General features: G+C 58.3%; 12 protein-coding genes. 6 read left to right on the plus strand and 6 right to left on the minus strand.

Translation table 11 applies throughout. The features are described from left to right. The first annotated feature begins 1 nt into the window (after position 1). From MRBLMR1_RS02250 to MRBLMR1_RS02260, 3 genes are all read left to right on the plus strand, one after another. On the plus strand, positions 2–160 hold the full coding sequence (locus MRBLMR1_RS02250; protein ID WP_183685249.1) for a hypothetical protein: 159 nt from the start codon (positions 2–4) through the stop codon (positions 158–160). Positions 161–172: 12 nt separating this feature from the next. Beyond that, the gene (locus MRBLMR1_RS02255) at positions 173–1,627 is read left to right on the plus strand and encodes a glutamate synthase subunit beta (RefSeq protein ID WP_148143458.1); all 1,455 of its coding nucleotides are present in this window, start codon (positions 173–175) and stop codon (positions 1,625–1,627) included. 218 nt (positions 1,628–1,845) lie between these two features. Then, positions 1,846–3,351, plus strand: a complete 1,506-nt coding sequence (locus MRBLMR1_RS02260; protein ID WP_148143460.1) for a DASS family sodium-coupled anion symporter — start codon at positions 1,846–1,848, stop codon at positions 3,349–3,351. 55 nt (positions 3,352–3,406) lie between these two features. On the opposite strand, the gene MRBLMR1_RS02265 is transcribed toward MRBLMR1_RS02260, so the two are convergent. Further along, positions 3,407–4,603, minus strand: a complete 1,197-nt coding sequence (locus MRBLMR1_RS02265; protein ID WP_148143462.1) for a DUF459 domain-containing protein — start codon at positions 4,601–4,603, stop codon at positions 3,407–3,409. Positions 4,604–4,661: 58 nt separating this feature from the next. After that, a complete protein-coding gene (locus MRBLMR1_RS02270; protein ID WP_148143464.1) occupies positions 4,662–5,879 on the minus strand; it encodes a lytic murein transglycosylase in 1,218 nt (405 codons plus the stop codon). A gap of 200 nt (positions 5,880–6,079) precedes the next feature. Between MRBLMR1_RS02270 and galU the strand changes: the two genes are divergently transcribed. Then, the gene (galU, locus tag MRBLMR1_RS02275) at positions 6,080–6,970 is read left to right on the plus strand and encodes a UTP--glucose-1-phosphate uridylyltransferase GalU (RefSeq protein WP_148143466.1); all 891 of its coding nucleotides are present in this window, start codon (positions 6,080–6,082) and stop codon (positions 6,968–6,970) included. 99 nt (positions 6,971–7,069) lie between these two features. Here the strand turns inward: galU and MRBLMR1_RS02280 are convergent, their stop codons facing one another. Then, entirely contained in the window at positions 7,070–8,353 is a 1,284-nt protein-coding gene (locus MRBLMR1_RS02280; protein WP_500063567.1) for a sugar MFS transporter, read from the minus strand. A 369-nt stretch (positions 8,354–8,722) separates the two neighbouring features. After that, a complete protein-coding gene (locus MRBLMR1_RS02285; RefSeq protein ID WP_183685248.1) occupies positions 8,723–10,282 on the minus strand; it encodes an outer membrane beta-barrel protein in 1,560 nt (519 codons plus the stop codon). A 146-nt stretch (positions 10,283–10,428) separates the two neighbouring features. Between MRBLMR1_RS02285 and MRBLMR1_RS02290 the strand changes: the two genes are divergently transcribed. After that, positions 10,429–11,424, plus strand: a complete 996-nt coding sequence (locus tag MRBLMR1_RS02290; protein ID WP_148143472.1) for a KpsF/GutQ family sugar-phosphate isomerase — start codon at positions 10,429–10,431, stop codon at positions 11,422–11,424. A gap of 11 nt (positions 11,425–11,435) precedes the next feature. Continuing rightward, positions 11,436–11,801, plus strand: coding sequence for a DUF4440 domain-containing protein (locus tag MRBLMR1_RS02295; protein ID WP_148143474.1), 366 nt, complete (start codon positions 11,436–11,438; stop codon positions 11,799–11,801). 6 nt (positions 11,802–11,807) lie between these two features. Here MRBLMR1_RS02295 and MRBLMR1_RS02300 read toward each other — a convergent pair whose 3' ends face one another. Next, positions 11,808–12,089 carry an Atu4866 domain-containing protein gene (locus MRBLMR1_RS02300; protein ID WP_394353634.1) on the minus strand — a complete coding sequence of 94 codons (282 nt, stop codon included), beginning with the start codon at positions 12,087–12,089 and terminating at the stop codon, positions 11,808–11,810. Between the two features lie 77 nt (positions 12,090–12,166). After that, on the minus strand, positions 12,167–12,658 hold the full coding sequence (locus MRBLMR1_RS02305; RefSeq protein ID WP_148143478.1) for a carboxymuconolactone decarboxylase family protein: 492 nt from the start codon (positions 12,656–12,658) through the stop codon (positions 12,167–12,169). Between the last annotated feature and the right edge of the window lie 27 nt (positions 12,659–12,685).

Below are 12,685 nucleotides of genomic sequence, written 5' to 3' on the forward strand. Positions count from 1 at the left end.
GATGGCTTTTGTTCATCGACTGGTTTCGGTGAGCATCGCAGTCGCTGTGCCAGCGGCTGCATTCTTCGCGAGCGGCAATGTTGCAATAGAGTTTATCGTGCTGGGGGCGGTTATCGGTTTCGCCTACTGGTACTGGGGTCCTACGGGCACCCTGCTTTGAAGAGGGAATGACATGGGCAAGGTAACGGGTTTCATGGAAATCGACCGGCAGGTGGCGAAGTACCAGCCTGCGTCGGATCGTATCCGCCATTTCCGCGAATTCACCATTCCGATGTCGGATGCGGAAGTAACCAAACAGGCTGCCCGCTGCATGGACTGTGGCATCCCCTATTGCCATGGCCCGACCGGCTGTCCCGTGCATAACCAGATCCCGGACTGGAACGATCTGGTCTATAACAACAAGTGGGAAGAGGCGATCCGCAACCTCCATTCCACCAACAATTTCCCGGAATTCACCGGTCGCGTCTGTCCCGCGCCGTGCGAGGAAGCCTGCACGCTGAATCTTGAGGATGCGCCGGTTGCGATCAAGACGGTTGAACAGGCGATTGCCGACAAGGCCTACGAGCTTGGCTATATCGTGCCGCATCCGGCAACGGTGAAGACCGGCAAGAAGGTTGCCGTTATCGGTTCAGGCCCCGCTGGCATGGCGGCTGCACAGCAGCTTGCCCGCGCCGGTCATGAAGTTCATGTCTATGAGCGCGAGAGCAAGGCCGGCGGCCTGCTGCGTTACGGCATTCCGGACTTCAAGATGGAGAAGAACTTCATCGATCGCCGCGTCGAGCAGATGACCGGCGAAGGCGTTACTTTCCATTACGGCGTCAATATCGGCGTCGACAAGAAGGTCGAAGAACTGACCGCCGAACACGATGCCGTCGTCTATTGCGGTGGTTCGGAAACTCCGCGTCCGGCCGGCATCCCCGGCGCTGACCTGCATGGTGTCTATGATGCCATGCCGTATCTTGTGCAGCAGAACCGCCGCATCGGCCGCGAAAACATCGATAGCGTTGCCTGGGCGGCCGAACCGATCCTCGCCGGCGCCAAGCATGTCGTCGTCGTCGGTGGTGGCGATACGGCGTCCGACTGCGTCGGTACGGCCTTCCGTCAGGGTGCCGTCAAGGTAACCCAGCTCGACATCCGTCCGCAGCCGCCGGAAAAGGAAGACAAGCTTGCCGTCTGGCCCTTCTGGGCAACCAAGATGCGTACCTCTTCCTCTCAGGCTGAGGGCGCTGTCCGCGAGTTTCAGGTCGCGACACTCGAATTCATCGGCGAAGACGGTCAGTTGACCGGCGTGCGTTGCTGCGAAGTCGACGAACGCCGCAAGCCGATCGCCGGAACCGATTTCATCATCAAGGCCGATCTCGCCTTCATCGCCATCGGATTCTCGGGTCCGCTGAAGGAAGGCGTGCTGAGCGAACTCGACGGAAAGCTCGATATCAATGTCGACCGTCGTGGCTCGACCAATGTCGTTGCCAACGAGCGCGACTACAAGACGTCGGTCGACAAGCTGTGGACGGCAGGTGACGTGCGCCGCGGTCAGTCGCTGGTCGTCTGGGCGATTCGTGAAGGTCGCCAAGCGGCTCGCGCCATCGATGAAGCTTTGATGGGAAGCTCTCTGCTGCCGCGCTGATATCGGCCTTCGAGCATTTTCAGGTCATCATGATCGAACCAAAGCCGCTACCTTCCCGAAAACCGGGTAGGTGGCGGTTTTGTTTTGTCTGAATCTCATTGTGCCGTCACAATTTTGCAAATTTGACCAACGTCAAGGGGAGGGCGGCGGGATCGTGTAACGCCTTGTTCGAAGGGCCTTGATAAACATCAAGGCTCTGGACACCCGAGGACAAGTTAATGCGCTTCAGTATTCCGGCTATTCTAAGTTATTTCAGGGACATGGTTCCGTTCCGAATCATTCCGGCGATCATCACGACGGTTTTTTTGTTCACCCTTCTGGCTATCCCGGCCCCTGCTGGGCTGGATGAAAACGGCTGGAAGATGCTGGCCATCTTCCTGACCACGATCCTGGCGATCATCCTCAAGGTCATGCCGATCGGCGTGATGGCGCTGATGGCGATCGTTATCGTCTCGCTGATGCAGGTGACATCGCCGAATTCTAAGGGCGCGGTTGCCGATGCGCTCAGCAGCTTCGCCAACCCGCTGATCTGGCTGATCGTCATTGCGGTCCTGATCTCGCTGGGTTTGAGGAAGACCGGTCTGGGGCGTCGCCTCGGCCTCGGCTTCATCGCGCTTCTCGGAAAGCGGACGATCGGCATCGGTTACGGTCTGGTTTTCTGCGAGTTGATCCTAGCGCCGTTTACACCGAGCAACACCGCACGTGGCGGCGGCATCATCCACCCGATCATGAAATCGATCGCCAATGCCTTCGATTCGGATCCGGCAAAGGGGACGCAGGGTAAGGTCGGCACCTATCTGGCGCTGGTGAACTATCACGCCAACCCGATTTCGTCGGCGATGTTTGTCACCGCAACCGCGCCCAACCCGCTAGTGCTCGAATATATCGCGAAGTCGACCGGTGGTGCGATGCAACTGACCTGGGTTACCTGGGCGCTGGCTATGTTCGTGCCGGGTCTGGTCGCGCTCGTGGTCATGCCGCTCGTGCTCTACATGATCTCGCCGCCTGAGCTTAAGCGCACGCCGGATGCCGTTTCGTATGCCAGGAAGGAATTGGCGGCGATGGGGCCTCTGTCGGGCAAGGAAATGGTGATGATCGGCACTTTCGTCATGCTGCTGATCCTTTGGGCCAACGTTCCGGCGATGATCTTCGGACCTGCCTTCACGCTTGACCCGACCGTGGTCGCAGTGCTCGGTCTCTTCGCTCTCCTGATCACCGGCACGATCAACTGGGATGATGTGCTGTCGGAAAAAAGCGCCTGGGATACGCTCATCTGGTTCGGTGCGCTCGTCATGATGGCCGACCAGCTGAACAAACTTGGTGTGATCGGCTGGTTCTCGAACGGCATGAAGGACATGATCTCGCATGCGGACTTGAGCTGGCAGATGACGGCTGCGATCCTGGTGCTGATCTTCACCTTCGCGCACTACATGTTCGCCAGCACCACCGCGCATGTCAGCGCCATGATGCTGGCCTTCCTAACCGTCGGCGTGATGCTGATTCCGGCAGAATACCATGCCGTCTTCCTGCTGATGATGGCAGCCTCGTCGTCGATCATGATGACGCTGACCCACTACGCGACAGGCACATCGCCGATTATCTTTGGCAGCGGTTACATCACCATGGGCAAGTGGTGGGGCGTGGGCTTCATCATGTGCCTGGTCAATCTCGTCATCTTCGCCGCGGTCGGCGCAGTGTGGTGGAGAGCGCTCGGCTACTGGTGATCCGTCAGCACCGTGCGAGACTGAACATTACAGGCGCCGTAAATGGCGCCTGTTCTTATTGTGTCTTCGAGATCTTGTAGTTGTCGATGCGGCCTGCGGGAGCCGGGTCCATTTCGCCGCGCTTGACCAGTCGCTCGCGCGGGGACTGGGTGAGGCTGTTTGTCTTCGGGACCGCTCCTAGCAGTTCCTTGCCGCCGTCGAGGTCGGGGTCGGATAGGCTGATCGGCAGCGCGGGGAGCGTCTTGTTGGGATCCACCGGCAGATTGAGGTCCGGCAGTGTGCCGGGTCCCAGGTTCACCAGTTCCGGGCTTGCCATGTCGCCCAGGTGGCGGCGGGCAAGCTTCTCGACATAGAAGGCCAGTTTCTGCTTGCCGGCTTCGGTAAAGGTAATGCCATCTGCTCCACGCAGACGGACCTGCTGGCCGTTCACGTCGGAGCCGGTCAGGATGAACTTGCCGTCCTCGTCGACGAAACCATCCCAGATGTCGACAAATTCGCCGCCCACGTCTTCCGCGCGTGCACGGTAGATGGCGTTGAGCTTGGCGGCATCCGCCATCATCGACGGCGACTGGAAAGAGGGCAGGCCGACCCAGAGCAGCGGCAGCCGGCGGCTGGTCACGATGCGAGCGACCTCCGATACGCGTCGCCGGTATTCGGCAAACCACGCGTCTGTCGGGAATTTTTCCCTTGCCCCCGAGGTCATCTGCTGGCGATCGTTGGCGCCGATCATGACGACGACCATCGCCGGCTTGGCCTCGGTGATGATGCCCGGAAGCTCCTTCAGCCAATCGTAATGATCGTCTCGAACGAGGCCCGAAGAGCCGTCGCTTCGGGTGAATACGGCGACGCCGGGAGATGCTTCAAATGTGGTCTCAAGCTGACCGCCGATATTGCCGGCGAAGAAATCACCGACCACGAGGATCTTGCGGGCATCTTCCAGTTTCGCGACCGGATCGGGTTTAGGCGGCGCAAGTGGGATCGGAGGCCGTGGAGCGGGCGGTCTTGCCGCGCTTCGGTTGCGCTCCCGTCGCGGAGCCGTCTCGATGATCGAGCCGTCACGTCGGTTATAGCGGACCGGAGGCTCTTCCCGTTCGTAACGGGGCCCGCCAAAAAGCAGATCAAACAGGTTCCGGCGTCTTACCGGTTCCTGTGCTCCGGCCGAAACGGGAAAGCTGCCGGCCAAGAGAGCAGCCGTCAGCACGCCGCAACCAACGCGCTGAACAAGGCTTTTCTTCATGGGGTCAATAAACATCGTTACGAATCCCGACGGGCTATCATGATCACAAATCTTGCGCCCGCTGAATCACATGTCAACGCAGGGCGCGCAGCAGCGATTGCGATGGCTCGCCGTCTTGGTTCATGCCCAGTCTTTTCTGGATCGCAGAAATCGCGGCCTTGGAGCCGGAGCCGAAATTGCCATCGACTTCGCCGTCATAATAGCCAAGTTCCTTCATGCGGCTCTGCAGTTCAAATTTTTCCCTGATATCGAGCGTGCCTTGTGGGCGCGGCCATGATTGTTGCATGCCGCCATAACCCGCGATCTCGTCGGCAAGAAGCCCTACAGCCAGAGCGTAGCTGTCTGCCGCGTTATATTTCTTGATGGTGTAGAAGTTTTTCATCATCAGGAAGGCCGGTCCGTTTGAACCGCCCATCAGCTTCAGCGTCGCACGATCCGTACCGCGCGGGAAACCCTTGCCGTTAGGGCGTACAAAGCCGAGTGCGGCCCATTGGGCAAGCGTCTTCGTCTGGCCTTCGTATCTGCCAGCGCCCGATGGAAGAACGGCCTCGTAACCCCATGTCTTGCCGGTAGTCCAGCCGTTCTGGGCGAGAAGGTTGGCGGAGGTTGCCAATGCATCGGGGATAGAGTGCCAGATATCGCGCTTGCCGTTGCCATCAGCATCAACCGCGTAAAGCAGGTAGCTCGTAGGAATGAACTGCGTATGGCCCATGGCGCCGGCCCAGGAGCCGGTCAGCTGCTTTGGCGTCACGTCACCTGCCTGCAGGATCTTCAGGGCGGCGATCAGCTGGGTACGGGCGAATTTTGCTCGCTTGGGATCAGCCCACGCGAGTGTGGCCAGTGCCTGTGGCACGTGATGCAGCCGTTCCGGCTTTTCCAAGACTGCGCCGTAATTGGATTCCATGGACCAGATGGCGAGCAGGATGTTCTTGTCAACGCCGAAATGGCGCTCAATGGCGTTCAGCGTGGCGCCATGGCGGGCGGCCATCTGCCGACCGATCTGGACGGTGTAGGGATTGACGCGGCTATCCAGATATTCCCAGATTTGCGATTTGAACTCGGGCTGGTACTGGGCCTTCTGTAAAGCCTCCGGGTCCGGTTCATTGATGCCGGCAAAAGCCTTCTGGTATGTCGAACGCGTGATGCCACTTTTGGCTGCGGTCTCGTAGAAATCTGCAACCCATCTCTTGAAGCCCGCATCGGCCTGAGCATTTAACGGCATCATGGCCGTCGCGAGACCGGCTGCAAGCAGGAGGGCGAAGCTACGTGAGCGGGTGCGGAATCTGGTCATCGGCAGTCGTATCCATTCCTTCATGCGCCGTTCATGGCGTGTCTGGTATGCGGCTCAACGATGTCTTAACGTAATAGAGTCAACAAATTCTTTACCATAGATCACGGGTTCGTGGGAGCCTTTTGCGAAACAGTAGCAATTGCACATTACAACCCCGAAGGTTTCATATCCGCACAATGAAGTGCATTCAGGAGGCATGAGTGTCTGAACAGCGTAAGATCCGCAAAGCAGTTTTTCCGGTGGCCGGACTCGGCACGCGTTTCCTTCCGGCGACCAAAGCCGTTCCAAAGGAAATGCTGACTGTGGTCGACAAGCCGGTCATTCAGTATGTGGTTGACGAAGCGGCTGAGGCCGGCATCGAGCATTTCGTTTTCGTCACAGGTCGCGGCAAGGGTGTCATCGAAGACTATTTCGATATCCAGTTCGAACTGGAGCAGATGCTGCGCGAGCGCAACAAGAATGCCGAACTGACGCTTCTGTCGCATATTTTGCCGAAGGCCGGCACGGCGAGCTTCACTCGCCAGCAGGTTCCGCTCGGTCTCGGCCATGCCGTGTGGTGCGCCCGTGACATCGTTGGCGACGAGCCTTTTGCAGTGCTGCTGCCCGACATGATCATGTCATCGGAAAAGAGTTGCCTCAGGGGCATGGTCGAGCTTTACGAACAGACTGGTGGCAATGTTCTGGCCGTTGAGGAATGCGATCCGGAACAGGCGCATAAATACGGGATCGTCGGCAAGGGCGCTTCCGTCGGCAATGGTGGTTTCAAGATCACCGAGATGGTCGAGAAGCCGGCCAAGGGCACCGCACCTTCCAACTTCTTCATCAACGGTCGCTACATCCTGCAGCCTGAGATCTTCAAGATCCTGGAGACCCAGGAGCGCGGCGCCGGCAACGAGATCCAGCTGACCGATGGCATGCTGGCCTTGGCCAAGGAACAGGACTTCGCTGCCTATCCGTTTACCGGCGAGACCTATGACTGCGGCGCCAAGGACGGCTTCATTCTGGCGAACCTCGCTTTTGCCCTGCAGCGCCCGGATATCCGCCCGGCCATCGAAGGCCCGCTCAAGGCGCTTGCTGCCAAACTGAAGTAACATCTGCGCAAGCTGAAAATAAAAGAAGCCGCCGAGGTCTGTCCCGGCGGCTTCTTTCTTTTGGGGCGTGTGAATTTACCCCACGCTAGATAGGCAATGTCAGACGGCCTTGTGGCCCTTGATGCCGTAGTAGAAGATGTAGATGTAGCAAATGACCGGCATCAGGAAGGCGAGGTGGATGCCGATCGTATCGGCAAGAGCGCCCATGATAACCGGAACGATCGCACCGCCGACGATGGCCAGGCACAGGATGCCCGAACCCTGGCTGGTGTGACGGCCAAGACCTTTCAGCGCAAGGCTGAAGATGGTCGGGAACATGATCGAGTTGAACAGGCCGATCGCGAGAACAGCCCACATGGCCAGCTTGCCGCCGGCAAAGACCGTTATCAGGAGAAGAACAGCTGCCAGAACGGCATTGAAGGCAAGCGCCTTGCCGTCTTCAATGTAGCGCATGGCATAGGCGCCGATGAAGCGTCCAACCATTGCGCCGCCCCAGAAGTAAGCCACATAGTGAGCTGCTTCTGCTTCCGGCAGGTTGGCGATGGTCGGCTCGGCAAGGTAGTTCACCAGGAAGCTACCGATCGAAACTTCGCCGCCGACATAAACGAAAATGCCGATCGCGCCGAGAACGAGGTGGCGGTAGGACCATGCCGAGGCGCGTTCACCACCTTCGGTTTCAACGGCTTCCTCTTCGATCTGCGGCAGCTTCAAGGCTGCGAAGATTGCCGACAGAACGAGGAAGGCAATAGCCAGAAGCATGTATGGGAAGCGGACTGCGTCGGCTTCCGCAAGGCGCATGGCTTCCAACTGCTCGCTGGTCGTGTTGGCGATGTCGCCGGTTGCGGCCGAGAGGATCAGGAAGGCGCCGAACAGCGGAGCAACGGTCGTGCCGAGCGCGTTGAATGCCTGAGTGAGTGTCAGGCGGCTGGCTGCTGTTTCCGGTGCGCCGAGTTCGGTGACGTACGGGTTGGCAGCGACCTGAAGGACGGTCACGCCAGAAGCGAGAATGAAGAGTGCTCCGAGGAACAGGCCGTAGACGCGGTAGCTTGCTGCCGGAATGAAGAGGGCGCAGCCGATCGCGGCGATCAGCAGGCCAACGACGATACCCCATTTATAGGTGATGCGCTTGACCAACGCACCCGCTGGCAGCGACACGATGAAATAGGCGCCGAAGAAGCAAAGCTGAATGAGCATCGACTGCGTGTAGTTCAGCGAGAAGACGTTCTTCAGATGCGGAATGAGAATGTCGTTCAGGCATGTGATAAAGCCCCACATGAAGAACAGCGACGTCAGTGCAATAAGAGCGAACTGATAATTGTTGGCGCCGGCCTTGGAAGACTTCGTGCTTCCGGCCTTTGTGCCGTTGTTGGTAAGACTAGCCAATTTGAAACCTCAAACTTGCGCCATGCGGCAATGCTGCATTGCGGCAAAAATATGCCGAATGGGCCGCTATATGCTGCATCTGCTAACAGATGAAAGAGGTAGGGATCAGGAAACAGCGATATTTCACAGTTCACTTCCGGCTTGATATTACCGGGCAGCCTTTTAACCATTGCATTTCAAGCATGGGAAACATGATGTGGGGTTGCGCGAAACATTTGTTCATAGGCTTCGAGATTGCGACAAGATGCGACAACTTGTCGTCATGCCATAATTTGTCTGCTGAGCTTTTGCTCATTCTATAGGCAAACTCTAGTTATGGGAGTTGCGACGTATGCTCATCATGCATCACGTATGTTCACGGAAATGTGATTATCGCCGCAGGGTCAACCCTATGCCGGCGCGAAGAATGTCCTGATCGGAGCCGCCCCCGGTCGTTGTTTCGTATTCTACGTCGCCGGTCATATCCAGATATCGATTGATACTCCATGTCAGGCCTGCTCCGGTAATCCAGGTGACGTTGTTGTTGCCGGATCCCTGAAAATCGCGAAGCGTCGCGCTTCCCGTCAGGCGGGCGACGAGATGATCACGCATCTGGTGAGCGAGAACGGAACTCAGCTGATATTCCGCCCACCCGCCTTGGCCTGCCGCAGTCGAATCCTGGACAGTGCTGCGAAGCCCGATATTGATGTCCGTGCCACGGCGCGGAGACCAACTGACGTTGCCGTCTGCGGTAAAGGCATTCACGGCATCCAGCCGGGCGTCCTCATAGGATACGCGCTGGTATCCGCCGGCCAGTTCCCCGCGCAGTTTTTCGCCAAAATCGAATGCAACGCCGGCACGTGCCGCATAATTGTCGGAAGAGCGTTCATAACCGGCGCTGTCGCGTCGGCGGTCGTAGGACGTATGCCCCAGTGCGACTTCAACGAAAGGAATGATTGCCGGCGAAAGCTCGTATCCAAGGCGTAGACGTCCGTCGATGCCGGTGCGGTCTCGATCCTTCATGCTCAAGACGGAGCCATCGGACAGTTTAGCATCCGTATAAACATTGCGGCTGGCACCGATGGCCGCCAGGCCGTGGATGCGCCCCACCTCACGTTCTATCGAGGCCTCGGTCTCGAATTGATGGACGCCTGCCTGTTCGGAGGCATTGCCGACTGCGTTGGGGTCCGCGACATCCTCGCGTTCGAAACTGTAATTTCCGGTAATATGTGCAACTGTATCGTCGGCAAGATCCAGCCGAAGATCGGCGCCGATCCGTGCGTTCGGATCGGCGTTGTTCTGGCTGCCGTTCAAATTGCGTTCGTAGACGCCCTGACCGGTAATCGTCAGTGCGTGGCGAGACCAGTCGGAGGTCAATGTGCCGCGTATGCCAGTTGCAAGATAATTGCGTGTTTCCTTCGAGCCGTGATCGCGGATCACTTCCGTATTGATGCTCTGATTGACAGATGGACGGAGAACGAACGTGCCCAGACGCATGCCGGGCGCGTCAGCGCCCTCGCGGTACCGTTCTTCCCATTGTGACCGGTCCAGAGGCCCCGGGTCGTCATCCGCCGGCTGGTCGTATTGCTGATTCAGATCCTGTTCGACAGGTTGGTTCAGGTCATCATTCTCAGCGGTATTTTCCGGCCGGGCAGGTCGTTGCGTCGCTGGAATAGCGGTAGGATCATAAAGGCGGGACGCTCCCTGATCGATATCATCCTGCGTTGTCGGTGTCGGCCATGTCGCCGTTGCGGCACCGCCCGTAACACTTGTGGTTCCTGCTGTTCCGAACTGGCTGTCCGGAAGGCCGGGCAGGGGAGTGGTGTTGCTTGAAAAAACACTCTGAGCATAAGCCGGATTGACGCCGGACACAGCAGCCACTGCGACGACAAAGCCTAAAGCCGTCCGCCGCCCGCGTCGAGCCGTACCTGTCAGAAGCGCTTTTTTCATCGAATGCCCGGCAACCATAAATGCTTACCCAAATGTAAATCACTGTGGTTAAGGATTGGTTGAAATAGCCGGCCGGTAGTGGATGGACAAAGGATCGCGCCGAAAGCCGATGGACTTGAGGCGGAAAAGGGACTAATCCTGCCGCCATGATCAAGCGCGCATTACAACTTGTCGAACATGACGTCGTCGATTCCGCCTTGCGGACAATTGCTTTCGGACAACAAGGGCTTAGCGCTCTTGAGGAGACTCTGAAGGATAGCCTTGGGCCAGCCTTTCGACAGGCTGTGGAGACAATTGGCGCAATCGATGGTCGAGTGGTGATCACCGGTGTCGGCAAGAGCGGGCATATCGGCCGCAAGATTTCGGCGAGCCTTGCCTCGACCGGTACGCCGTCTTTCTTCGTTCATCCCGTCGAGGCAAATCATGGCGATCTCGGCATGATTGCGCCCGGCGATGTGGTGCTGGCCTTGTCGTGGAGTGGCGAGACTGCCGAGTTGCAGGGTATAGTCTCCTTCACCCGTCGCTTCTCCGTTCCCCTGATCGCGCTGACCTCGGGCGAAACATCGACGCTTGCGCGTGAAGCAGACATCGTGCTGTTGCTGCCGAAGGCGCAGGAGGCATGCCCGCATGGATTGGCGCCCACAACGTCTACGCTGATGCAGCTCGCACTCGGCGATGCGCTTGCCGTGGCCCTGCTTGAGGCGCGTGGGTTCTCTGCAGCTGATTTTCGCGTCTATCATCCGGGCGGCAAGCTTGGCGCTATGCTATCTCATGTCAGCGACCTGATGCATACGGGAGATCGCCTGCCGTTGGTGAACAAGGGCGCGTCGATGCCTGATGCGATCCGCGAGCTTTCTGCCAAGCGGTTCGGCTGTGTCGGCGTGATTGATGATGAGGGACGTATCTGCGGCGTCCTGACCGATGGCGACATCGCCCGTCATCTCGATGGTAATCTTGGTACGATGATCGTTGACGAAGTCATGACGGCCAACCCGAAAACGGTCGGCAAGACGACACTTGCGACTGCTGCCATGGCGCTTCTCAACAAGCACAGTATCGGTGCTCTTCTGGTGGTCGATGAGGAAAAGCGACCGATCGGTATCGTGCATTTCCACGATCTGTTGCGGGTCGGAGTGGCCTGAGGTCGGACCCGTTGCCGGATCTTCAGGCCCATCTTCATGCTCTCGAGGTGGCGCTTCAGACGAAGGAGGTGCGGTCTTCAAGGGCGCGTCTGCTTGAGATCCTCGCGCCGGATTTTCGTGAATTCGGCCGCTCTGGCCGGTCCTATGGCCTTGCGGAAATCCTTGCAGGTCTGACGACTGAAGTGACGGTCGCAAAAACGGCCATCGAGGATTTCGCCATATCGCTTCTGAGCGAGGAAATTGTGCTCGCGACCTATCGCGGTATCCGCTTCAATGATCACGGGATCGAACTGCGGACCAATCGCAGTTCGATCTGGCGCCTGGAAAAGGATTGTCGCTGGCGCATGGTTTTTCACCAGGGCACGCCAGCGGCCTGAGCGTCTTCATTTCTCCCGGTAGAATATCATGCCGCCGTGATGCAGGACGTCTTTTTCCACGAATGTCCCGTCGGCGGTAAAGCCGGTATCGTCCCAGTAATCAATATGAGCGCCGGTCACGACATAACGGCCCTGATATGCGCTCTTCCTGTTTCCCCGGGCCTCGTCATAACGACCGGTGGGCAAGAGCTCCTGGCGTATCCGGCCATCGCCGGTTACCCACATGCCGAGATAGGGGTGGTTTTGGGCTTGCGCCTGAGTGCTCATGCTGTTCTCTGCCTTTGCCATATGGACAACCGCGCCAAGCGAGGTGGCGGTGGCGATGATAATGCCGACAATAACGGCAAGGGGGTTGTTCAAGATCCTCATGGACGAGCCTCACCGTTTTCTACTTCGTTCACGGCGCGTCTTTCCTCGAAGAGTTGCGACAGCGTCTGTGATGCGGCAATCGCCTTGGGGAAACCTGCAGGGACCGTGACCATGTAGATGAGTTCCTTCAGTTCTTCTTCGGTCGCACCGATATTGAGCGCATAGCCCGCGTGGACACGCATCATGGCCGTCTCCCCGATGGCTGCGAAGGCTGCCACCGCCGCCAGCTGCCGCGTCCGGTTATCGAGGCCGGGGCGCGACCAGACATCACCCAGTGCATAAGCCTCGGTTGCCTCCGCAAGGAACGGAAATTCCTGCCGCATGGCTTCCAGATTGGGCTGGGTCTTCCCGTTGTTGAGTTCGCGGATTACGGCTGCGCCGCGTTCACGCCTTTCCTCGGTCGTCTGTCCGAAGGCCGGTTGTGAGGCAAGCCCCAGAAGGGCAACCGCGCCGGTAGTGGCGACATGGGATCTGATCTTTTGAAGCATCACTATCTCCTCAATGATTGCGTGATC

The sequence above is a fragment of the Neorhizobium sp. LMR1-1-1.1 genome, assembly GCF_040675795.1.
GTDB classification, from domain to species: domain Bacteria; phylum Pseudomonadota; class Alphaproteobacteria; order Rhizobiales; family Rhizobiaceae; genus Neorhizobium; species Neorhizobium cellulosilyticum.

Excerpts from the sequence above, each read along its gene's own strand:
- MRBLMR1_RS02250 (WP_183685249.1), top strand. The coding sequence starts at position 2 with ATGGCTTTTGTTCATCGACTGGTTTCGGTGAGCATCGCAGTCGCTGTG.
- MRBLMR1_RS02255 (WP_148143458.1), top strand. The coding sequence starts at position 173 with ATGGGCAAGGTAACGGGTTTCATGGAAATCGACCGGCAGGTGGCGAAG.
- MRBLMR1_RS02260 (WP_148143460.1), top strand. The coding sequence starts at position 1,846 with ATGCGCTTCAGTATTCCGGCTATTCTAAGTTATTTCAGGGACATGGTT.
- MRBLMR1_RS02265 (WP_148143462.1), bottom strand. The coding sequence starts at position 4,603 with ATGTTTATTGACCCCATGAAGAAAAGCCTTGTTCAGCGCGTTGGTTGC.
- MRBLMR1_RS02270 (WP_148143464.1), bottom strand. The coding sequence starts at position 5,879 with ATGACCAGATTCCGCACCCGCTCACGTAGCTTCGCCCTCCTGCTTGCA.
- MRBLMR1_RS02285 (WP_183685248.1), bottom strand. The coding sequence starts at position 10,282 with ATGAAAAAAGCGCTTCTGACAGGTACGGCTCGACGCGGGCGGCGGACG.
- MRBLMR1_RS02290 (WP_148143472.1), top strand. The coding sequence starts at position 10,429 with ATGATCAAGCGCGCATTACAACTTGTCGAACATGACGTCGTCGATTCC.
- MRBLMR1_RS02300 (WP_394353634.1), bottom strand. The coding sequence starts at position 12,089 with ATGGCAAAGGCAGAGAACAGCATGAGCACTCAGGCGCAAGCCCAAAAC.
- MRBLMR1_RS02305 (WP_148143478.1), bottom strand. The coding sequence starts at position 12,658 with ATGCTTCAAAAGATCAGATCCCATGTCGCCACTACCGGCGCGGTTGCC.